Origin of the sequence: Catellatospora sp. IY07-71 (assembly GCF_018326265.1) — a bacterium.
GTDB lineage: Bacteria > Actinomycetota > Actinomycetes > Mycobacteriales > Micromonosporaceae > Catellatospora.
In genome coordinates this window covers 2,316,797-2,338,567 of the sequence record NZ_AP023360.1, presented here as the reverse complement: position 1 = coordinate 2,338,567, position 21,771 = coordinate 2,316,797, and the positions used below count along the sequence as shown (strand labels likewise).

Here is a 21,771-nt window from a genome sequence, read left to right as displayed (position 1 = left end):
GGTGTCAGCGGTGCTGCGACGAAGTTACCGAGAGGTAACCATGCCGTGAGCTAGATCACAATACCCGCGAGTAGCTTTTTATGGACGTTGGCCTATCCGGGCTGGCCGCCGAGGGACAGGCCAACGTCCGGAGGGTCAGCCGCGCGGCCCGCCCGCCACGTAGATCACCTGGCCGGTGACGAAGCCGGCCCCCTCGCTCACCAGGTAGGAGATGGCGTGCGCGACGTCCTCGGGGCGGCCGACCCGGCGCACCGGGGTCTCCGCGGCGCGGGCGGCCTGGAACGCCTCGAAGTCGACACCCACGCGCGCCGCGGTGGCGGCCGTCATCTCGGTGACGATGAAGCCCGGCGCGACCGCGTTCGCGGTGATGCCGAACGGGCCCAGCTCGATGGCCAGGGTCTTGGTGAAGCCCTGCAGGCCGGCCTTAGCGGCGGCGTAGTTGGCCTGGCCCCGGTTGCCGAGCGCGGACGTGCTGGACAGCGACACGATCCGGCCGTACTTCTGCTCGACCATGTACTTCTGCACGGCCCGGCTGCACAGGAACGCCCCGCGCAGGTGCACCGACATGACGGTGTCCCAGTCGGCGTCGGTCATCTTGAACAGCAGGTTGTCACGCAGCACCCCGGCGTTGTTGACCAGCGCGGCGGGAGCGCCGAGGGTGGCCGCGACGTGCGCGACGGCGGCGTCCACGGCGGCGGAGTCGGACACGTCGGCGCCGACCGCGATGGCCCGGCCGCCCGCCTTCGAAATCGCCGCGACGGTGTCGGCGCAGTTCTCCTCGGCGAGGTCGACGGCGGCGACGGCGAACCCGTCGGCGGCGAGCCGCACGGCCGTGGCGGCGCCGATGCCCCGGGCGGCACCGGTGACGATCGCTACTTGCTGGCTGTCAGTCATGCGCCGCACTTTAACGACAGTTCAGCGCGCTCCGGAACCGGCCCGCTTCCGGCGCGCCGCGAGCGCGCGGGATCGCGTCGCGAGCGGCGGCGCGCTAGCGTCGGAGGCACGGGGAGGCGCACCGCCGAACGCGCGAGTGGATGTTGACGCAACGGATCGTTGGTCGACACGGTGAAATGCGCAAGAAACCAAGGTCATGCGCATGGCCGAATGATGGTTACGCTGCGATCTCCGCCCTTAGCGTTAGATCATGCAGAAGCGCTTTCTGATGTGCCGGCCCACCCACTTCGCCGTCACCTACAAGATCAACCCCTGGATGGACCCGGCCGCGCCGTACGACACCACCCTGGCGATCAGCCAGTGGGAGAGCCTCAAGGCCACGTACGAGAACCTCGGCCATCAGATCGAGCTCATCGACCCCGTGCCCGGCCTGCCCGACATGGTCTTCGCCGCCAACGGCGGCACTGTGATCGACGGCCGGATGTTCACCGCCCAGTTCCGCCACGCCGAGCGCGCCGACGAGGGCCCGGCCTACCGCGACTGGTTCGACCGCGCCGGGTACGAGGTGCACGACGCCAAGCACGTCAACGAGGGTGAGGGCGACATCCTACTCGCCGGGGAGTACGTCCTGGCCGGTACGGGCTTCCGCACCGCGCACGCCTCGCACGCCGAGGTGCAGGAGGTCTTCGGCCGCCCGGTGATCACCCTGCAGCTGGTGGACCCGCGCTTCTACCACCTGGACACCGCGCTCGCGGTGCTGTCCACGGGCACCGACGGCAAGCCGGCGAACATCGCGTACCTGCCCGAGGCGTTCTCGCCGGGCAGCCAGAGTGTGCTGCGTCAGCTGTTCCCGGACGCCGTGATCGCTAATATCGAGGATGCCGAGGTGCTGGGACTCAACGCGGTCAGCGACGGCGTGAACGTCGTGCTGCCGGTCCAGGCCACCCACCTCGCGGAGGAGTTGCGCAAGGCCGGCTACGAGCCGATCGGAGTGGACGTCTCCGAGCTGCGCCTGGCCGGTGGTGGACCCAAGTGCTGCACCCTGGAGCTGCGCTCATGAACTCGATCGTCGACAGCCGTACGCCCTCCGCGGTAGCCGAGGCGGAGCGGTACACGGCGCACAACTACCACCCGCTGCCGGTCGTCATCGCGGAGGCGGAGGGCTGCTGGGTCACCGATGTCGACGGGCGGCGCTACCTGGACTTCCTGTCCGGGTACTCGGCGCTGAACTTCGGCCACCGGCACCCCGGCCTGATCGCCGCCGCGCACGCGCAGCTGGACAAGCTCACGCTGACCAGCCGCGCGTTCATCCACGACCAGTTCGCCGAGTTCTGCCAGCGGCTGGCCGCGCTCACCGGCCAGGACCTGGTGCTGCCGATGAACACCGGCGCCGAGGCCGTGGAGACGGCGATCAAGGTCGCCCGCAAGTGGGGCTACCAGGTCAAGGGCGTGCCGGACGGGCAGGCGAAGATCATCGTGGCGGCGGACAACTTCCACGGCCGCACCACGACGATCATCAGCTTCTCCACCGACGAGGACGCGCGCGCCGACTTCGGCCCGTACACCCCGGGCTTCGAGATCGTGCCCTACGGCGACCTGGAGGCGCTGGCCGGCGCGGTCGACGACTACACCGTCGCGGTGCTGCTGGAGCCGATCCAGGGCGAGGCGGGCGTGCTGGTCCCGCCGGACGGTTACCTGTCCGGCGTACGGGCCCTGTGCAGCCAGCGCAACGTGCTGTTCCTGGCCGACGAGATCCAGAGCGGCCTGGCCCGCACCGGGCGCACGTTCGCGGTGGACCACGAGGACGTCCGGCCGGACATGCACATCATGGGCAAGGCGCTGGGCGGCGGCATCGTGCCCGTCTCCGCCGTCGCGGCCAGCCGCGAGGTGCTCGGCGTGCTCCAGCCCGGCCAGCACGGCTCGACCTTCGGCGGCAACCCGCTGGCCTGCGCGGTCGGCATCGAGGTGGTCAAGCTGCTGGAGACCGGCGAGTTCCAGAAACGCTCGGCCGAGCTGGGCGGCCTGCTGCACGAGCAGCTGCGCGCGCTGATGGGCCGGGGCGTGACCGCGGTCCGCGGGCGCGGGCTGTGGGCCGGGGTCGACATCGACCCGGGCGTGATGAGCGGCCGCCAGGCGTCGGAGAAGCTGATGGCGCGCGGCATGCTGGCCAAGGACACCCACGGCACCACGATCCGGCTGGCCCCGCCGCTGGTCATCGAGGAGGACGAGATCTCCTGGGCGGTACGCCAGCTCGCCGAGGTGATCGGCGCCGCGTGACCAGCGCCTGAGGGGGCGAGGTCAAGAAGGGCACCTTCTGCAACGGAATCCGTGCTGAGCCGTTGCAGAAGGTGCCCTTCCTTTCTAGAAGCCGGGGCGGAAGGTCATGGTGGGGGCGTCGGACATGATCGAGGAGCTGTCGATCGGGCGGCTGCTGGCCAGCGCGCCGACGCGGCCGATCTCGACGCCGGGGAACAGCTCGACGATGTCGGAGACGCCGAGCTGGCGGCTGGCGCCGCGGCTGAGCTGCAGCTCGCCGTCGGCCGCGCCGCCGAGGCGGACCAGGGTGCCGTTCATGCTCAGGTCGGTCACCGAGACGCCCTGCGGGGTCAGCGCCATCGACACGTGAGCGCGGCTGACCTTGGCCCGCGCGTCCTCGCTCAGCCACGGGCCGAGCTGTACGCCGACCTGCCCCTGCCCGCCGTCGGGCGCGCGGCCCACCACGACCGGACCGGCCGCGGTCACCACGAAACGGGTCCGGATCACGCCGTCCACCCGCACCGCGAGCACCTGCTGCGGCGGGCGCGGGCCGTTGTCGCCGAGCGGCACCTCGTGCCGGCCGCAGACGGGCTGGCCGTTGCGCAGGCGGGGCACGGGCTGGCCGCTGCCGCGGCGGGCCGGGCCGAAGTTGGCGCAGTCGGGATCCGGGCAGTGCCACCAGCGGGCCATCAGCTGGCGGCCGACCGGGGACGGACCCGACGGCATCGGGCCGCGTGGCTGCAGCACGGTGCCGCCCGCGCCGGGCAGCGGCGACCACACCGCGGGCAGCACCCGGGAGATGATCGGCAGGCCGGTCAGCTCGGAGACCTCGATGACACGCGGCGCGGCACCGGGCACCACCTCGACCACGCCGTCGTCGGCCCAGCGGCGCATGACCATACGCTCGTTGGAGGTGAGGTCCTGGTTGGAGAGCAGGGACTTGTCGACGACGCAGTACGCCGAGACGTGCTCCTCGCCGACCTGGCGCGCCAGCGCGTCCACCACCATGCCCAGCCGCACCAGGTTGGCGGGGCGGCCGCCGTCCAGGTCGGCACAGTAGATCAACTCAGCCACGTCGAGCACGCCCGCGGCGAGCCCCGGGTCGGTGCCCAGCCGCCGTTCGATCGCATCCAGCACCTGACTGACCTCGAACCTCATAGGGACAGACCCTAGGTTCGCGGCGCGACCTGCCGCAACCCGCAAGATGGCTAGGTCACAGGCGGTGGTCTATGCGGTCGGGCCGAATCCGGCCGGCCGGGTCGGCGGCGTGCTGCTCGGCGGAGGCGGCGGGGGCACGGTGGGCGGCGCCGGCGGGGTGCCCGGCACGGGCGCCGGTCCGCCGGCGGGCGTGGCCGGTCCGGCCGCCCGCGCCGCGTCGAGCACCCGCGCCTTCTCGGCGGCGAACTCGGCGTCGGTCAGCTTGCCCCGGTCGTGCAGGTCCGACAACAGGCTGAGCTGCTGCGCGGTGTCGGTCGGCGCGTACTTCGCCACGAACTCGCGGCTGGCCTCGTCCATCGCCTTCCGCTCCTGCGGGGTGGCCCCGGGCTGCCGGAAGATCAGGTAGATCAGGGTGCCGAGGAACGGCATCAGGATCACGATCACGATCCACAGCGCCTTGAGCCAGCCGGACAGGTCGTCGCGCCGGAAGATGTCGATGATCGCGAAGGCCCAGATCAGCAGCAGTGGGATGAAGATCAGCAACAGCCAGAAGACATCCCAGAAGTCCATCTTTCCCCCTTTGTAGCAACTACGCCCATTCTGTCGGGCAGAGCTGCCGGCGGGGAGAGAACTACCGCATCCGGCCCACCGCGGCCCGCAGGCGAGCCACGTCCCGGCGGCTGCGCTCGTACGTGATGGCCAGCGCGAGCAGCACCGCGCCGCCCACCGCGATCGGCACCCAGGTCGGCAGCAGCCGCGACACCAGCAGCAGCTCGTGCAGCGCCAGCACCAGCAGCACGGCGCCGCCGAGCAGCACCGGCGCCTGCAGCCGCCGGACCGCGCCGAACACGGTCACCGCGAGCGCCCCGGCGCCCAGCAGCAGCCGCCGCAGCGGCGTGCCGCCCTCGTCGGTCAGCGCCCCGGCCAGGCTCGGCAGCAGCGCCGCCGCCAGCGCGGGCCCGGCGAACAGCCAGCTCGACAGCTCCGGGCGGCGGCGCGCGGCGTACCAGCCGACGCCGACCGCCAGCAGCGCCACCGGCAGCGTGTACGCCTCCAGCAGGCCCACGCCCTCGGCGAAGAGGATCACCCACCAGGCCAGTGCCTCCAGCACCGCCGCGGCGGCCGCGCGGACCAGCCGCTCCCCCGCCGGAGCGCGCAGCACGGTCAGCCCGGCCGCCACGCCCCACAGCGCCAGCACCAGCGCGCTCGGGCGGCCCTGGCCGTGGCACAGGGTCAGCGCGACCAGCGCGGCCGAGTGCGCCGCCGCCTCGGCCGCGGCCCGCTGCTCGCGCACGAACGGCGCGTACGCCAGCCCCAGCACCAGCGCCGCAACCCCGAGCACCAGGTACGCGGTGAATTCGGTGCGCAGCTCGGCGGCCTCGCCGACGGCGATCGCCAGCAGCACCTTCACGGCCGCGCCGGACAGCCAGCCCGCCGTGCGCGCGGCACGGGCCCGTGCGCCGACCGCGACCGCGCTCAGTGCGACCGTCACCAGCGCCAGCCCGGCGATGGTGGACCACTTCTCGGCCAGCAGCCCGGCCAGCCCGACCCCCGTGAGCAGCAGCCCGTAGAGGCCGCCGGGCAGCGTCAGGACCCCGGCCGGGCGCAGCGCGACCAGCACCAGCAGCGCCGTGCCGAGCACCAGCTGCACCGCGCTGACCGTCGGCCAGGGCGCGCCCGCGGCGGCCAGCGCGACCAGCACGGCGACCCCGGTGGTCAGGCCCGCCGCCGCCAGGGCCGGGCGGAGGCTGGACGGGATCCTGCCCTCCGCCGGTGCCTCGCGTTCCGCCGACGGCCCTCGACCCGGCCGCCAGAACCAGAACGCCACCGCGGGCACCAGCAGGAACAGTGCGATCGCGGGAGCCCATGGCAGCGGGTCGACCGGGTACGCGGCAAGCCCGGTGCCCACCGGGTCACCGGCCCAGATCCGGGTGAGCCAGCTCAGCGGGGCGATGAAGACGCGGTGCAGCGCCTCGCCGCACATCAGCAGGGTCAGCGCCAGCACACCCTGGGCGGGCAGCTCGGCCCGCGCCCACCGCGCCTGCACGCCCACCAGCGCCAGGGCGAGCGTGCACAGCGCCGCGTAGACGGACTGCGCGTCCTGCCCCCAGGCGGCGGGCAGCGCCCACAGCGCGCCGACCAGCCCGCCGACCACCGCGAAGTCGCGCAGCCGGGCCGGGGACAGGTACACCCACAGCGGCGTCAGCACGGCCGCGGCCAGCATCGCCCGCCGCGCCCACAGATCGTCGACGCCCGCCGCGGCCACCACGCTGTGCACCGCGGGCGGCAGCAGCGCGAGCGCCACCGCCCCGGCCGACCCGCCGACGAGGAAGGGCGCGCCGGTCCGCGTCCGCGCCACCGCGGCCGCAGCCAGCCCGAGCAGCACCACCGCGGACAGCGCCACGGCCGAGTGCACGGGCGAGCGCGCCCCGACCAGCAGCGCGTGCGCGGCCAGCAGCGCGGCCGCGCCGCCCCACAGCGCCCCGTTGCGGCGCAGCAGCAGCGCGATCGCCAGCGCACCGGCCGCCACCACCAGGTCGATCACGAGCGGCGCCCAGGAGCTGAGCGCCGGGTTGTCCGGCAGCGCCAGCGCGAGCAGCACCAGGGTCGCGGCCGTCACCCAGGCGCGCACCGGCAGCCTGGTCAGCGCCCAGGCCGCCCCGGCCGTGAGCACCAGCGCCACCAGCGGCTGCCAGGAGTACGACCCGTCGAACGGCACGTGCACCGCGTCCCACCAGGGCGTGGCGTCCACGACGGACCGCCAGCCGATCAGCAGCGCCCAGCCCGCGACCAGCGGCGCGGGCACGCACAGCGCGACGAGCGCGCCGACGCGCACGCCGTCGGCCACCGTGGACAGCCGCTCGGGCAGCCGCCGCCGCAGCCCCACGGCCAGAGCCGCGACCAGGGCCGCCGCGCTCGCCACCACCAGCAACTGGTAGTCCGGCCAGAGCACCAGCGCCGGGCGGGCCACCGCAGCGGCCAGCGCCAGCGTCAGCAGGGCACCCGCCACCGCGCGGCTCAACCCGGTCGCGCTCCCCGTGACCTGCCACAGCCCGGCGGCCAGCACCCCGGCCGCGGCCAGCAGCACCAGCCCACCGGTCGCCGCGGTGTCCACATCCGTGCCCAGCAGCCACGCGAAGAGCGCGACCACCGCACCCACCACGAGCGCGCCGCAGTAGCCGAGCATCGCCAGCACCCGCAGCGCCGCCCGCCCGGCCGGCGGGGTCGGCGCGGTGGTCCGCGGCTCATCCCCGGCCCGCGCAGGACCACCGGCCGCACCCGTGGTCAGGTCGCCGGTCCCTGCGGCAGCGGCCGTGCCCGGCTCGGCATTCACCCCGGCGGCCGCGATACCGGTCCCGTCAACGGCGGCGGAGCTCGGTGCGGCGGCCGCGTCGGCAGCCGGCGCGGTGGCGGACAGGGCGCCCGAAGCGGGGGCGGTAGCCGGGGTGTGCAGGGCGCGGTAGAGCAGGAGGTCGCCGAGCGCGACCGCCAGGAAGACCGCGGACCAGCCCGCGATGTCGATCGAGGACTCCACGAAGAGCAGCGGCAGCACGGGCTGCGCGGTGAGCAGCGCGCCGAACCGGGTGGCGGCGGTGCCGACGGCCCGCGCGTAGCCGTACCCGAGCAGCGCGGTGAAGGCGGCGACGGCGCCCGCGTAGAAGGCCGGGTCCCAGGTGTCGGCCACGCCGCCGAGGTTGACGTACCAGACGGCGTACCCGTCGAGGACCACCAGCAGCAGGCCCAGCGCGGCAAAGGTCTCGGCGGTGCCGGTCAGCGCGCGGCGGCGTACCAGCGGCGGCACGGCCAGCATGCCGAGGGTGAGCACGCCCAGGATCAGCGCCCGGCCGGTGACGTCGAACGCCGCCCAGGCCACCGCGGTGAACACGATCGCGGCGATGCCCAGCAGCAGCCCGCCCAGCACGAACAGCAGGTTCTGCACGGTACGCGGCGAGGACTCCGGGCCGCGCCCGGCGTGCGGCGGCAGTGCCGTCCCCGCGGCGGGCGGGCGGGTGGCCGTGGTCGGCGGCAGGGTGAGCAGCGTGGACTGGTGCGCGCGTTCGCGGGCGACGGCGGTGCGCACCGCCGTGGCGTGCAGCTCCCGATCTCGGCGGACCTGCGCGAGCTGCGCCGACAGCGACTCGTACGCGCTACGCGCCTGCTCCACCTGCGGCACCAGCGCCGCGATGCGCGCGTCGTGCGCGAGCACCGCGGCGGCGTTCGCATCGGGCGCGCGCCCGCACCCTGGGCACGGTCCGGCCAGGGTGGCGGTCTGGCCGCACACGGGGCAGGGGTACGTCGACGCGGGCTCCATGCGCGACAGCATGCCGCAGCCGCGCCAGTCAGGAATCCCCCGGCCGGTCCGCAGCTCCGTTCCCGCTGGCAGAACCGGTGCGCGGCTTCCGCGGCCGATCCTCCGCGCGCGCAGCCCCGCCAGGCGGGACCGCCGACGCGCCGCCGCGGACCGGCGGTTCGTCGGGCGACACGGGTGGTTCGTCGGCCGGTGCCGGTGGTCCGCCGCCCGGCGTCGACGGCTCGCCGGCCGGTGCCGGTGTCTCGTCGCTCGCCGGCGGTGGTTCGCCGGCCGGTGCCGCCGCCTCCCCCAACGGTGGCGCGGGCGGCGGTTCGTCCACGACGGTCACCCCGTCCACGGCCGGCGGCACCGCGTACCGCACCGTCGGCGCGTCCGAGGAAGGCTCGCCGCCGGGCGCGGCCTCGATGACGTCCCGGTGCGTGGCCGGCGTCGGGGCATCGTCCCCCGGGATTCCGGCGGGCGCGGGGGCGAGCACCGTGGCGGGCATGTGGCGGCCCATGGTCAACAGCAGGGTGGCGATCGCGGCGCAGACGAACGCCCAGATCGCGGTGGCGACCGACGGGCGGGCGAGCAGCCACCAGGCGGCCAGCACGCCCACCGCGACGGCGAACCAGCGGAAGTTACGCCGTACGAACGCGCCCGCGCGCACCGCCCACGGCTGCCGGGCCAGCGGCACCACGGCCCGGTCGACGATCGCGTTGACGCCGCGGCGCAGCAGCACCGCGGGCCGCGAGGGCCCGGCCAGCAGCGCCCACAGCACCCCGAGCAGCGCCGCCACCAGCACCGTCACCAGTGCGGTGAGCAGGAAGCGGATCAGGGTGTCGTACACGTCCAGCGCGACGTCGGCGTTGAGCCCGCGCTCGGTCGCGCGCTGCATGACCCGGTCGCGTACCACCTGGTTGGCGAAGAGGGCGACGCCGAGCAGCACCGCGCTGATCAGCAGGCCGAGGATGAGCCCGCGCCTCCGGTTGGGCGCGGCCCACACGGTCAGGCCCAGCAGCACCAGGGCGAGCAGCGGCAGCCAGGTCGCGCTGACGTCGAGCACCCGGACGTAGCGCTGGATCTCCGGGAGTTGGTCCACCTGCGCGACGGTGTACGGGATGGACATGTCGGGGATGCGCGCGGCCAGGCCGAAACCGCGATCGACCAGCTCCTGCCGGGCGGCGGCGAGCACCGGGCCCAGGTCGATCACGATGTCGGTGCCCTTGGCCTGCAGCATCGGGCCGCCCTCACCGGTGAGCAGGCCCGCCACGTTCTGATGCGCCCTGCGGTTGACCTCGATCCACACGCTGGAGAAGCGGGGCGAGGTCACCACCTCACCGACCACCTTGTGGATCTGGTTCTGCAGCCAGGAGCTGACGGCCGGGGTGACCAGATCGATGATCGACTGTGCGCGCGGCAGGTCCACCGCGGCCGCGAGGTCGCCGGCGAGCTTCTCCAGCGGCAGCCGCGCCATGATCTCGCGGGTGACCCGGTCGGTGATCGCCGCCTGCACCTGCGGGTCGCCGGCCAGCGGGGCGACCGTCTCCACATAGCGGTCGGTGTCGAGCAGCTCGGAGCGGGCGTAGCGGGCCGTCACCGACGCCACCACGAGCACGCCGGCGAGCAGGGCGAGCAGCGTCGCCCCGATCCAGCGCGCGGTCCGCGCCGGGCGGCCCCGCGGGGCGGGCGGCGCCTCGGGCGTACGCGCTCGCTCGGCGCCCGCCTCGGCACCGGCCAGCCGCTGCTCCCAGGCCGTCCGCGACGGCTCGTGTGCCGGCTCCTCCATCACGAGCCCAGCAGCCTTGCCTTGGCGGCCGCGAACTCGGTCGCGGTCAGCACCCCGGCGGCGCGCAGGTCGGCCAGCTCGCCGAGCCGCTGGTGCTCGCGCACCGCCTGCCGGGCGGCCTCGCGCTGCGCGTCGTCGTGCCGCCCCCGGTCCGTCCACGGGGTCGGCCCGCCCGTCGGCCCCGCCACCGCGCAGGCGCGGGCGGCCGTGCCCAGCAGGCCCGGCCCGTGCCGGGCCACCGGCGGCCGGCGCAGCATCACGGCAGCCTCCCGCCCGCGGCCACGGCGGCCTCCTCGATCGCGTCCACCACCGGTCCCGGGATGCGCTCGGCCATCACGATCTCGCCGCCCGCCTCGTCGATGACAGCGCGCAGGCTGCTCAGCCACAGGTGCTCGAACAGCAGCACCAGCGCCTTGGCGCCGGGCCTGATCGTCTCCGCGAGATCCTGCACGTCCTGTTCGGAGATGAGCCCGTCGACCGCCTGGATGGCCGCGTCGATCGCCTCGAACTCGGCGTCGCCCTCGTACTCGCTCAGCTCGTGCGAGGTGACCGTGCCGTCGGCGGCGCGGTCGACCACCACCATGTCGATGATCCGGACGATCTCCTGGTCGACCAGGCGGTGCAGCTCGGGGCCGAGACGGCGCCCGGGGAAGCCGTCGGTGAACTCGACGACCACGAACTCCAGCGGGCCCCTCTTCATTGCTCCCCCTCACTCCAGCCTGAGGCTACTCATCCGAAAAGGGAGAATTCTGGGATATTGCGAGATATCTTCCCATCATGAGTGATCCGTACGGAGACGCCGCACTGGAGACCGCGGCACTGCAGTCGTTCAAGCGGATGGCGATCTTCGGCGGGCTCGTGTCGCTGGCCGCCGGGCTCTTCCTCATCTTCTGGCCGGACAAGACGCTGCTCTTCCTCGTCACGCTGCTCGGCATCTGGCTGATCCTGGTCGGCATCTTCCGCGTCGCGGAGGGCCTGACCAGCAAGGGCGTCAGCGGCGGGCACCGCGCCCTGATCGCGGTGGTCGGCGTGCTCTACGTGATCGTCGGCATCCTGTGCCTGCGCCACCTGACCGGCACGGTCACCGTGCTCGCCGCGATCCTGGGCATCGTCTGGATCGTCGGCGGCGTGGCCGAGATCGTCACCGGCTTCGCCCGCACCCACGGCACCTGGCCGAAGATCGGCACCGTGCTGCTCGGCGTCCTCAGCATCGTGGCCGGCCTGATCCTCTTCCTCTGGCCCGGCCCCACCCTGACCGTGCTCGTCTGGATCGCCGGCCTCTGGCTGATCGCCCTCGGCATCATCCAGCTCGTCCTAGGCATCGCCTCCGGCCGCTCGGCCAAGAAGACCACCTCCGGCCCCATGATCCCCGGCGTCGCCTGACCCCCCGCCGTTGATCGTCCGGCTTGCCAGGCACATGGGGGTATGGCGACTCAAGATACGCCCACCTGCCAGGCAAGTCGGACGATCTTCAGGGGGTCGGGTCGGTCAGCGGCCGACGGCGGCGAGGTAGTCGCGGGACGCGGCGTAGGCCTCGCTGACGCGGCGGCCCACGGCGGCGGCGTCGCGGTACGCCCACGGGCTCTCGTCGGCGCCGGCGCCGCCGGGCAGGACGTGCACGCGCACGCCCTCGGGCACGGCGGCCAGCTCGCGGGTGAAGCGGACCCGGCGCGCGATCTCCATGGCGACGTTGGTCGCCTCCCACGGGCGCTGCGGCGGCTGCAGCGGGCGCTCCAGGCGGCCCACCTGCAGCAGGAACACCTCGTCGGCGCCCAGCTCGATCGCCCGCGTGATCGGATACGCCACCAGGCCGCCGTCGAGGTAGTGCTCGCCGCCCAGCTCCACCGGGGGCAGCAGGCCGGGCAGGGCGGCCGCGGCCAGCACCGCGTCGAGCACGCGGCCCTCGCTGAACCAGTGCGCCTCGGCGCGCTCGACGTTCGCGGCGCACAGGTGCAGCGGCACGGCCATGTCGGCGAAGGTGATCCCGGACCGCATCGACCGCTCCAGCACCCGCTGCAGCGGGGCGGGCGAGTGCAGGTGGGTGCGGGTGGCCAGGCGGCGCAGCTGGCGCGGCACCGAGTCGCCGTACACCTCGTTCATCTCGGGGGTGGCCCACAGGCGCACCAGCTTGTCGGTGACCTCGGGCTCGGGGTGCGCGGCGAGCAGCGCGGCGTTGACCGCGCCGATGGACACGCCCGTCACCAGGTCCGGGCGGATGCCGGCCCGGAACAGCGCGCGCAGCATGCCGACCTCGACGGCGCCGAGCACGCCGCCGCCGCCGAACACGAACGCGGTGGTTCCCACGCCGTCATCATGCCGGATGCCGGCCCCGTCTGAGCTGTCAGACCTGCTCAGACGATGACCGGCATCACAGTTGCGCGGGATGGAGGGCCGTCCCGGCGCGCCGTTGGAAGGGGGGCGCGCCGGGACGGGCCGGTTTCAGACCGCCAGCCAGAGGGCGCCGACGTTCGGCGGCTCCCAGCCGACCAGCGAGGTGTGGTTCTGGCGGCACTGCCAGGTGCGGCCGCCGTAGGTGACCCGGACACCCGCCGCGTAGTAGGTGTTCGGCGCCCAGGCCGGGTACGCCCCGGGCGACGTCGACGGGCTGGCCGACGGCGACGCGCTGGCGCTCGGCGAGACGCTCGGGCTGGGCGAGGTGCTGCGGCTCGGCGACGGCGACGCGCTCGGCGAGGACGACGGCGAGGCGCTGCCGCCCGCGCACGGGCCGAGGTCGACCCAGACCGACGCGACGCCGGGCGTCTCGTTCTGCGTCCACCACTGCGCCCGCCACGACCGGCCGTTGTGCGAGACGCGGTTGCCGCCGGTGTACACCTGCGTGGCGACCCACGCCGGGTCGGTGCAGGTGGCCGGGGTGCTCGGCGACGCGCTGGGCGAGGTCGGCGTGCTCGGCGAGGCCGTGCCGGACGGGGTGACCCCGCCGCGGCCGCGGTTGACCGACAGGTTGTAGGTCTGGCCGCCGAAGGTGAGCGTGTAGTTGGACGGCGACCCGATCGGGAGCACGTAGTTCAGCGTGATCTCGACGCTCGCGCCCGGCGCCACCGACAGGTAGCTCGGCAGCGTCACCTTCGCGTGGTGGAAGTCGCCCTTCAGGCCGCCGACGTTGTTGCCGGTGTGGCCGGGGGTGACCGTCATCGTCCAGCCGGACTGCTGGCTCATCGTGCCCGGCGCCGAGGTGCCGTAGTCGAAGTCCAGGGTCGCCCCGCCGGGGATGGTGGTGGTGGAGTTGTTGGTCAGCTTCAGCTTCGGGTTGATCGGGTAGTTCGAGTCGCCGAGCGCGAACTGGCCGAGCGACACGTCCACGTTCAGCGTCTGGGCGGGCAGCGCGGTGTTGGACCGGCTGGCGCCGTACGGCGACGCGCTGGCGAACTTCGACGCGATGGTGTTGGTGAGCGTGTTGCCCATCCGGTACTCACCGGCCGCGGTGTCGAAGGCGTAGTCGCCCGCCAGTTCCCAGATCATGATGCCGCCGATGCCGCGGTTGACCACGTAGTCGGCCTTGGCCGCGATCGACTGCTCGTCCTCGGTGGACAGGAACACCTTCTTGGTGGCGTTCCACAGCCACGGCGCGACCAGGGTCGACGAGTAGTGGCGGGTGTAGGTGCCGGTCAGGTTGTCGTTCGGGTCGGTGGCCGGGGTGAGCCCGTACGCCGTCCGGTAGGAGCCGGCGATGCCGTTCTCCAGGTTCTTCGCGTGCCACATCGGGTTCGAGCCGGCCGGCTCCTCGTTGCCCTGCGGGTCGAGGTCGTGCCACAGGTTGTCGATGCCGATGGCGCCGTTGCCGCACGGGCTCTGCGTGCCGATCGGGCAGTTCGCCGTCTTCGCCGCGGTGCCCCAGAGGCCGTTGGTGCCGCCGGTGACGTCCTTGTGGCCGCGGGTGTAGTACGGCACGCCGATGTTGATCCGGCCGCTCTGCACCGCGCCGCGGTAGTAGTGGTACGCCCAGTCGGTGTTGAGGTAGCCGATGCCGGAGTAGGCGCTGTACACGCCGCCCGCGGTCAGCTCGTTGTCTGCGCCGTCGTCGAACAGCGACGCGTTCGGGCCGACGTACTGGTTCCAGGCGCCGTGCAGGTCGTACGACATGATGTTGATGTAGTCGAGGTACTGCGTGGCCTGGTAGGACTCCATGCCGCGCAGCAGCCAGCCGGAGGCCGGAGCGGCGACGGTGACCATGTAGTACTTGCCGTCACTCGCGGCGGCCGTGTCCAGCTTCTCGCGCAGCGCCTTCATCAGCACCTGGTACGACGCGTTCAGGCCGGCCCGGCGCGCGTTGGACTGCGCGAAGTCGAGCGGGTGGCCCGCGTCCTTGTTGGACGTCGGGTACTCGTAGTCGATGTCCACGCCGTCGAACCCGTACGTGCGCAGGAACGACACGACCGAGTCGGCGAACGTGTTGATGCCCGCCGTGTTGACCGAGCCGTCGGCGTTGGTGGTCATCCGGTAGAAGCCGCCGGAGTCGATCCGGGTGCCGTTGGCGTCGAAGTACGCGCCGGTCTCCGCCCAGCCGCCGACGCTGATCAGCGTCTTGACGTCCGGGTACTGCTTCTTGAACTTGTTGAGCAGGTTGAAGTGGCCCGTGTAGGGGAACGCCGGGTCCATCTCCGCACCGGCCACGCCGGGCCAGGTCATGTTCGTGGACGCGTTGTTCGCCGCGGTGGGGTCGCCGATCGAGATCTTGTTGGTCCCGTCGACGTGCGCGAACGCGTAGTTGATGTGCGTGATCTTCGTCCACGGGATCTGGTTCGCGAGGTAGGCGGGGGCGCCGTTCTTGCCGGTGCGCCAGCTCGTGAAGTAGCCGATGATGCGGCGCGGGTGACCGGCGCCCATCGCCTCGCGGCCGTTGGTGTCGTAGACGTCGCAGTAGGGCACGGCCACGTTCGGGGTCTGATAGAGACCGTCCGGCCGGCAGGCGTTGTGGTCCACCACGGCGCCACCGGCGGTGCCCGCGACCGCGACGGCCACGGCGGTCCCGACCAGCGCCGTCGCCGTGGCGACGAAGAGATTGAGTAGCGGTTTACGTTGCACGATCACCCTCCTGGTGGGCGGCTCAGCAATCACAGGGAAACCGTTAGTTAAGTTTGCTAAAAGTTAATCCCGTGACCCCGACCACACAAGAGCCCTCCCCCCATCTTTAACCCACCCTTAAGGTCCATCCCCCACCCCGCCCCCTTACGCGTTGATCATGAACTTATGGACGGGTTCGACGGCGTGTCGCGACCCTGGCGCCGTGATCAACGCGAGGGTTTCGGGTGCCCGCCGGGATGATCGGCGGTTCGTGTCGGGAAGTGGGGCTGGACCCCAGGTTGGGACACGAGACCGCGATCATCCGGCCCGGCCCGCCCGCCGGGCACCGGGGGCGGCGGCCCATTGATCAGCGTTTCGTGTCCAAAAGTGGGGCCAGACCACAGATTCCGACACGAGACCGCGATCATCCGACCGCAGCCCTCCCCACACGCGACCGGGCGGCCACCCATGATCGGCGGTATGTGTCCAAAAGTGGGGCTGGACCACAGGTTTCGACACGAACCAGCGATCTTCGAAGGTCAGCCGCCGCACGGGGCTCGGCGCCACGCAGGCAGGGTGCGGCGCGGGTGTCAGGCCAGGGGAAGGGTGATCCGGAAGGTGGCGCCGCCGCCGGGGGTGGCCCGGTGGCAGACGTCGCCGCCGTGGGCGGTGACCAGCGCGGCCACGATGGACAGGCCGAGCCCGGAACCGGCCGCGGGAGAACGCTCGTGGTCGCGCGCTCGCGCCGGGTCGGCGCGGTAGAAGCGCTCGAAGACCCGTTCGGCGTGCTCCGGCGCGAGACCGGGGCCGCGGTCGACGACTTCGAGCAGCGCTCGGTCGCCCTCGACGCCGACCCGGACCGTGACCGGCGTCCCGGCGGGCGTATGCGTCAGCGCGTTGCCGACCAGGTTGGTGACGACCTGCCGCAGCCGGTCCTCGTCGCCGCGGACCACGGGCGGCTCGCCGTCGAGCAGCTCCAGCCGCAGCGGCCGCTCCAGGTCGCGCAGCTGCGCCGCCTCGATCGCATCGGCGGCCAGCGGCACCAGGTCGACGGGCTCGCTGCGCAGCGGGCGCTGCTCGTCGAGCCGGGCGAGCAGCAGCAGGTCCTCGACGAGCAGGCCCATCCGGGTGGCCTCGGTCTCGATGCGGGCGAGCAGCGCGGACACCTCGGCGGGGTCGGTGACGACGCCCTGCCGGTGCAGCTCGGCGAGGCCGCGGATGCCGGCGAGCGGGGTGCGCAGCTCGTGCGAGGCGTCGGCGACGAAGCGGCGCAGCCGCGCCTCGGACTCCGTACGCTCGGCGAACGAGCCCTCGATCTGGGTGAGCATGGTGTTGAGGGTGCGCGACAGCCGGCCCATCTCGGTGCGCGTGCCGGCCTGCTCGGGCACCCGGCGGGACAGGTCGCCCCCGGCGATGATCTTCTCGGCGGTCTGCTCGACCTCGGTGAGCGGGCGCAGGCTCATCCGGATCACCCAGACGCCGAGCGCGGTGGCCAGGCCCAGCACGGCGAGGGTCACCGCGATCTCGATCGCGCCGAGCCGGCCCATGGTCTTGGCGACGCCGGTGAGGTCGTACGCGATGACGACGCTGCCCTTGCCGCTCTCCCGCTCGCCGACGAGCACCTGGTAGCCGGGGTGCCGGTGATAGGACTCCGCGTTGGGCACGAAGAACGGGGTGCCCGCGCGCTGGCGCACCGAGGCGATGTCGAGCGCGGGCAGGGCGGGCCCGCCGCGCTGCTCGTCGCCGCCCGCGTAGCGGACCTGCTGCCTGCCGTTCTCGTCGAGGAATTCCAGCACGTACGCGTCGAAGTAGGTCTTGCCCTTGCGCCTGGACTGGGACAGCAGCTCGGCCTCGGCGTCGGTGACGTCGGCCGGCTCCAGCTTGACCAGCTGCTGCATGGTGAGGTGCAGCTGCTCGTCGATGCGCTCGACGAGGTACATGCGCAGCAGCGCGACGCTGGCCATGTCGGCGACCACGAACCCGGCGCAGACCAGCGCCAGCACGCCCGCGAGCAGCCGCGCCTGCAGGGACCAGCGCTTCGGCCCGCGCACCAGGCGCTTCACGACCGGGGCAGCCGCAGCGAGTACCCGAACCCGCGCAGCGTGTGGATCAGGGGTGGGTCGACGATGTCCACCTTGCGGCGCAGCAGCGAGATGTAGGACTCGACGATGCGGGCGTCGCCGCCGAAGTCGTAGCGCCAGACGTGGTCGAGGATCTGCGCCTTGGAGACGACCCGGTCGGCGTTGACCATCAGGTAGTGCAGCAGCTTGAACTCGGTCGGGCTGAGCCGCACCAGCTTGCCGCCGCGGCGCACGTCGTGGGTCTCCTCGTCGAGTTCGAGGTCGGCGAAGCGCAGCGTGGAGTCGTCCGCGGGCGCGGCCACCCCGGCGTAGGTGCGCCGCAGCACGGCCCGGATCCGGGCGACGACCTCCTCCAGGCTGAACGGCTTGGTGACGTAGTCGTCGCCGCCCACGGTCAGCCCGGTGATCTTGTCCTGGACGCCGTCCCGGGCGGTCAGGAACAGCACGGGCACGTGCGCGCCGTTCGCGCGCAGCCGCCGGACCACCTCGAAGCCGTCGCAGTCGGGCAGCATCACGTCGAGCACCAGGAGCTCGGGCTTGAACTCGGCGGCCACGGCGAGTGCCTCGGCGCCGGTGGCGGCGGTGCGCACCTCGAAGCCGACGAAGCGCAGGCTGGCCGACAGCAGCGACACGATGGTGGGCTCGTCGTCGACCACGAGCAGCCGCCGCTGTTCGCCCTTCTCCGGCTTCATCGCCCGCTCTCCCATCGTCGAGTGCGGCAAGTGTGCCCGAGCCGTCCCGCATGCGCCCTGCAGGAATCCCGAATAAATGCTGAAAGTCATACGCGTCACGCCCGTTTTGAACCGGTTCGCCGGGCGGTGCTGCGTATCGTGGAGCCTCGTATCCCCCTGTCACCCCCGACAACTCCATGGAGCACGGATCTGCGAGCGGCTTTCGGCCTGCTTTCAGCTTCAGTTCACAGTTCCTGCGCGTTGGCCTGGTTGACTGCGGCGGTCGTCATTCCCCCATACCTTCGACCGTGAAGCTCCTGGAGTCGTCATGTCCTTTCTGGCCAGGCTGAGCCTCGCCAACCGCGGGCTCGTCGCGCTGATAACCGTGGCGATCCTCGGCGCGGGCGCCTTCGTGCTGCCGCAGCTGCGCCAGCAGATGTTCCCGGATCTGCAGTTCCCCAGCGTCTCTGTGATCGCCGCCTACCCGGGCGCCACGCCGGAGATCGTGGAGCAGCAGGTGGCCGTGCCGATCGAGCAGGCGGTCGCCGGCGTCGACGGGGTGACCATGGTGACCTCGGCGTCGCGCAACGGCTCCGCCACGGTCTGGGTCAACTTCGACTACGGCGTCGACATCGACCAGGTCGAGGGCGACATCCAGCAGGCGCTGGCCCGCATCGACAGCCGCCTGCCGCAGAACGTGGACCCGACGGTCTTCGCGGGCAGCACCGACGACATCCCGGTCATCCAGCTGGCCGCCAGCGGTGGCGGCGGCGACGACCAGGAGCTGGCCCGCCGCGTGCGGGCGTCGGTCCTGCCGGCCCTGAACAACATCGAGGGGGTACGCGAGGCGACCCTCACCGGTGACCGCACCCCGCAGGTCACCATCGACCTGAACCCGGCGAAGCTGGCCGCTGCCGGGCTGACCGCGCAGGCGGTCACCGGCGCGCTCACCGCCAACGGCATCAGCATGCCGGGCGGCGTGATCGCCGACGGCGGCATGACCTACTCGGTGGCCGTGGGCAGCCGCTTCACCACCGTCGAGCAGATCGGCGACCTCTACCTCAAGCCGGCCGCCAAGCCCGCCGCGGGCGCCAAGCCGGCCGCGCTGCCGCAGCTCAAGGACGTCGCCACGGTCACCTCGGCGCCCGCCGCCGCGACCACGCTGACCCGCACCAACGGCAAGCCGAGCCTGGGCGTCGGCGTGACCGCGCTGCCCGGCGCGAACGCCGTCGAGATCTCGCACCAGGTCAACGACAAGCTGCCCGACCTGGAGCAGCAGCTCGGCTCCGGCGGCGACCTGCAGGTCATCTTCGACCAGGCGCCCGAGGTGGAGCGCTCGGTCGACAGCCTGACCACCGAGGGCGCGCTGGGCCTGGCCTTCGCCGTGCTGGTGATCCTGGTCTTCCTGCTGTCGGTCCGCTCGACCCTGGTCACCGCCGTGTCGATCCCGGTCTCCGTGGTCATCGCGCTGATCGCGCTGTGGGCCGGCGACTACTCGCTCAACCTGCTCACCCTGGGCGGTCTCACCATCGCCATCGGCCGCGTGGTCGACGACTCGATCGTGGTCCTGGAGAACATCAAGCGCCACCTGGAGTACGGCGAACCCAAGCGGCAGGCCATCCTGACCGCCGTCAGGGAGGTCTCCGGCGCGGTCACCGCCTCGACGCTGACCACGGTCGCGGTGTTCCTGCCCGTGGCGCTGGTGGGCGGCATGGTCGGCCAGCTGTTCGGCCCGTTCGGCCTGACCGTGACCGCGGCGCTGTTGGCCTCGCTCCTGGTGTCGCTGACCATCGTGCCGGTGCTGGCGTACTGGTTCCTCAAGGCCCCGCAGGGCACCGCCGCGGAGCTGGAGTCGATCCGGGTCCAGGCCGAGGCCAAGGAGCTGCGCAACCCGCTGCAGCGGGTGTACGTCCCGGTGCTGCGCTGGTCGCTGGGCCACCGCCTGCTCACCGTGATCATGGCGCTCGGCATCATGATCGGCACCGGCTACCTGGCCGGCCGCATCGAGACCAGCTTCATCGAGAGCTCCGGCAACTCGTTCGCGATCACCCAGACCATGCCCACCGGCACCTCGCTGGCCGCGACCGACGAGGCCGCCAAGCGGGTCGAGAAGATCCTCGACGAGACCGACGGCGTGAAGTCGTACCAGGTGACCGTCGGTGGCGGTGGCGGCCTGTTCGGGGGTGGCGGCGGCGCCGACACCACCCGCGCCCGCTTCCAGGTGACCTCGGAGAGCGAGACCGACCAGCAGGCGCTGACCGACTCGCTGCGCGACAAGATCGACGCTCTGGACGACAGCCAGGTCGGCGAGGTCGTGGTCGGCGCCGTGCAGGGCGGCTTCGGCGGCAACGGGCTGGAGGTCGCGGTCGAGGCCGCGGACGAGCAGACGCTGCGCGCCGCCGCCGAGCAGATCCGCACCGCCGTCTCGGAGCTGGAGGGCGTCACCGAGGTCGACAGCGACCTGGCCGCCAGCACCCCGCAGGTGCAGGTCGCGCTGGACCGTCCCGCCGCCGCGCGGGCCGGGCTGTCCGACGCCGCGCTGGGCCAGCTGGTCGGCAACGCGTTCCGGGGCACCACGCTCACCCGCGTCGTGATCAACGGCATCGAGCAGCCGGTCGTGCTGCGCACCGGGGCGGCCCCGGCCGACCTGGCCGCGCTGCGCGCCCTGCCGATCGGCCCCGGCGTCACCCTGGACGACGTCGCCGACGTGACCACGGTGGCCGGACCCGCCCAGATCAACCGCGTGGACCAGGTCCGCACGGCCAAGGTCACCGGCACCCCGAGCCAGGAGGCGCTGGGCACCATCAACGCCAAGCTGGACGCGAAGCTGAAGAGCCTGGACCTGCCCGAGGGCGCGTCCTACTCCATCGGCGGCGTCACCGAGGCCCAGCAGGACGCCTTCGGTGACCTGGGGCTGGCCATGCTGGTCGCCATCGCGCTGGTGTTCATCATCATGATCGCCACGTTCCGCGGGCTGGTGCAGCCGCTGATCCTGCTCATCTCGGTGCCGTTCGCGGCCACCGGTGCGCTGGGCCTGCTGGCGATCACCGGGCAGCCGCTCGGCCTGGCCGCCATGATCGGTCTGCTGATGCTGGTCGGCATCGTGGTCACCAACGCCATCGTGCTGCTCGACCTGATCAACCAGTACCGCGAGGACGGCTACGGCGTCCGCGAGGCGATCATCGAGGGCGGCCGGCGGCGGCTGCGCCCGATCCTGATGACCGCCGTGGCGACCATCTTCGCGCTGCTGCCGATGTCGCTGGGCCTGACCGAGTCGAGCGCCTTCATCTCGCAGCCGCTCGCCGTGGTCGTGATCGGCGGCCTGGTCAGCTCGACGCTGCTCACCCTGGTCCTGGTGCCGGTCCTCTACTCCCTGGTCGAGGGCTTCAAGCTGCGGGTCAAGCGCCGCCGCGGCGGCACCGCCAAGCACGCGGCCCCGCGCCACGAGCAGCGCACCGAGGAGCCGACCACCGGCCTCGGCGAGGAACTGGCCGAAGCCCTGCGCTGACGCCATGAACCCTGCCCGTCCCGGGGCCGCCTCCCCGGGACGGGCAGCCCACGAAGGAAGGGCACCTTCTTATCGCTTTGCGATGTAGAAGGTGCCCTTCC

15 protein-coding genes are annotated in these 21,771 nt (G+C 72.7%); 4 read left to right on the top strand and 11 right to left on the bottom strand.

Features of this window, described 5'->3' with window-relative positions:
• Window positions 1-135 precede the first annotated feature (135 nt).
• The gene (locus CS0771_RS10580; protein ID WP_212840817.1) at window positions 136-894 is read right to left on the bottom strand and encodes an SDR family oxidoreductase; all 759 of its coding nucleotides are present in this window, start codon (window positions 892-894) and stop codon (window positions 136-138) included.
• A 250-nt stretch (window positions 895-1,144) separates the two neighbouring features.
• Between CS0771_RS10580 and ddaH the strand changes: the two genes are divergently transcribed.
• Together ddaH and rocD are read left to right on the top strand one after the other, a co-directional pair.
• Window positions 1,145-1,954 (top strand): dimethylargininase, encoded by an 810-nt coding sequence (gene ddaH / locus CS0771_RS10575; RefSeq protein WP_212840816.1) that lies wholly within the window; start codon window positions 1,145-1,147, stop codon window positions 1,952-1,954.
• Complete coding sequence (gene rocD / locus CS0771_RS10570; RefSeq protein ID WP_212840815.1) at window positions 1,951-3,171, top strand: ornithine--oxo-acid transaminase; 1,221 nt, start codon at window positions 1,951-1,953, stop codon at window positions 3,169-3,171. Before ddaH ends, rocD begins: the two co-directional genes overlap by 4 nt.
• Window positions 3,172-3,255: 84 nt before the next feature.
• On the opposite strand, the gene CS0771_RS10565 is transcribed toward rocD, so the two are convergent.
• From CS0771_RS10565 to CS0771_RS10540, 6 genes are all read right to left on the bottom strand, one after another.
• Window positions 3,256-4,308: an FHA domain-containing protein gene (locus CS0771_RS10565; protein WP_212840814.1), complete on the bottom strand. Its 1,053-nt coding sequence runs from the start codon at window positions 4,306-4,308 to the stop codon at window positions 3,256-3,258.
• A gap of 69 nt (window positions 4,309-4,377) precedes the next feature.
• Window positions 4,378-4,878 carry an SHOCT domain-containing protein gene (locus tag CS0771_RS10560; RefSeq protein WP_212840813.1) on the bottom strand — a complete coding sequence of 167 codons (501 nt, stop codon included), beginning with the start codon at window positions 4,876-4,878 and terminating at the stop codon, window positions 4,378-4,380.
• A 61-nt stretch (window positions 4,879-4,939) separates the two neighbouring features.
• Window positions 4,940-8,620, bottom strand: a complete 3,681-nt coding sequence (locus CS0771_RS10555; RefSeq protein WP_212840812.1) for an SCO7613 C-terminal domain-containing membrane protein — start codon at window positions 8,618-8,620, stop codon at window positions 4,940-4,942.
• Between the two features lie 28 nt (window positions 8,621-8,648).
• A complete protein-coding gene (locus CS0771_RS10550; protein WP_212840811.1) occupies window positions 8,649-10,388 on the bottom strand; it encodes a hypothetical protein in 1,740 nt (579 codons plus the stop codon).
• Window positions 10,388-10,645, bottom strand: a complete 258-nt coding sequence (locus CS0771_RS10545) for an SHOCT domain-containing protein (RefSeq protein WP_244871336.1) — start codon at window positions 10,643-10,645, stop codon at window positions 10,388-10,390. Before CS0771_RS10545 ends, CS0771_RS10550 begins: the two co-directional genes overlap by 1 nt.
• Entirely contained in the window at window positions 10,645-11,088 is a 444-nt protein-coding gene (locus tag CS0771_RS10540; protein WP_212840809.1) for a DUF6325 family protein, read from the bottom strand. Before CS0771_RS10540 ends, CS0771_RS10545 begins: the two co-directional genes overlap by 1 nt.
• 77 nt (window positions 11,089-11,165) lie before the next feature.
• Between CS0771_RS10540 and CS0771_RS10535 the strand changes: the two genes are divergently transcribed.
• A complete protein-coding gene (locus CS0771_RS10535) occupies window positions 11,166-11,771 on the top strand; it encodes an HdeD family acid-resistance protein (RefSeq protein WP_212840808.1) in 606 nt (201 codons plus the stop codon).
• Window positions 11,772-11,876: 105 nt separating this feature from the next.
• Here CS0771_RS10535 and CS0771_RS10530 read toward each other — a convergent pair whose 3' ends face one another.
• From CS0771_RS10530 to CS0771_RS10515, 4 genes are all read right to left on the bottom strand, one after another.
• Window positions 11,877-12,692 (bottom strand): patatin-like phospholipase family protein, encoded by an 816-nt coding sequence (locus CS0771_RS10530; RefSeq protein WP_256442799.1) that lies wholly within the window; start codon window positions 12,690-12,692, stop codon window positions 11,877-11,879.
• Between the two features lie 135 nt (window positions 12,693-12,827).
• A complete protein-coding gene (locus CS0771_RS10525) occupies window positions 12,828-15,431 on the bottom strand; it encodes a chitinase C-terminal domain-containing protein (protein ID WP_244870725.1) in 2,604 nt (867 codons plus the stop codon).
• Between the two features lie 569 nt (window positions 15,432-16,000).
• Window positions 16,001-17,473, bottom strand: coding sequence for a HAMP domain-containing sensor histidine kinase (locus CS0771_RS10520; protein WP_244870724.1), 1,473 nt, complete (start codon window positions 17,471-17,473; stop codon window positions 16,001-16,003).
• Window positions 17,470-18,183, bottom strand: coding sequence for a response regulator transcription factor (locus CS0771_RS10515; protein WP_212840807.1), 714 nt, complete (start codon window positions 18,181-18,183; stop codon window positions 17,470-17,472). The genes CS0771_RS10520 and CS0771_RS10515 overlap by 4 nt, the downstream gene beginning before the upstream one ends.
• A 307-nt stretch (window positions 18,184-18,490) precedes the next feature.
• Here CS0771_RS10515 and CS0771_RS10510 point away from each other — a divergent pair, with 307 nt between their 5' ends.
• Window positions 18,491-21,670, top strand: a complete 3,180-nt coding sequence (locus tag CS0771_RS10510) for an efflux RND transporter permease subunit (protein ID WP_212840806.1) — start codon at window positions 18,491-18,493, stop codon at window positions 21,668-21,670.
• Window positions 21,671-21,771 lie beyond the last annotated feature (101 nt).

Bases quoted from the DNA above. Each gene is read 5' to 3' on its own strand.
- CS0771_RS10580 (WP_212840817.1), bottom strand. From the start codon at position 894: ATGACTGACAGCCAGCAAGTAGCGATCGTCACCGGTGCCGCCCGGGGC.
- ddaH (WP_212840816.1), top strand. From the start codon at position 1,145: ATGCAGAAGCGCTTTCTGATGTGCCGGCCCACCCACTTCGCCGTCACC.
- rocD (WP_212840815.1), top strand. From the start codon at position 1,951: ATGAACTCGATCGTCGACAGCCGTACGCCCTCCGCGGTAGCCGAGGCG.
- CS0771_RS10565 (WP_212840814.1), bottom strand. From the start codon at position 4,308: ATGAGGTTCGAGGTCAGTCAGGTGCTGGATGCGATCGAACGGCGGCTG.
- CS0771_RS10560 (WP_212840813.1), bottom strand. From the start codon at position 4,878: ATGGACTTCTGGGATGTCTTCTGGCTGTTGCTGATCTTCATCCCACTG.
- CS0771_RS10555 (WP_212840812.1), bottom strand. From the start codon at position 8,620: ATGGAGCCCGCGTCGACGTACCCCTGCCCCGTGTGCGGCCAGACCGCC.
- CS0771_RS10550 (WP_212840811.1), bottom strand. From the start codon at position 10,388: ATGGAGGAGCCGGCACACGAGCCGTCGCGGACGGCCTGGGAGCAGCGG.
- CS0771_RS10545 (WP_244871336.1), bottom strand. From the start codon at position 10,645: ATGCTGCGCCGGCCGCCGGTGGCCCGGCACGGGCCGGGCCTGCTGGGC.
- CS0771_RS10540 (WP_212840809.1), bottom strand. From the start codon at position 11,088: ATGAAGAGGGGCCCGCTGGAGTTCGTGGTCGTCGAGTTCACCGACGGC.
- CS0771_RS10535 (WP_212840808.1), top strand. From the start codon at position 11,166: ATGAGTGATCCGTACGGAGACGCCGCACTGGAGACCGCGGCACTGCAG.
- CS0771_RS10515 (WP_212840807.1), bottom strand. From the start codon at position 18,183: ATGAAGCCGGAGAAGGGCGAACAGCGGCGGCTGCTCGTGGTCGACGAC.
- CS0771_RS10510 (WP_212840806.1), top strand. From the start codon at position 18,491: ATGTCCTTTCTGGCCAGGCTGAGCCTCGCCAACCGCGGGCTCGTCGCG.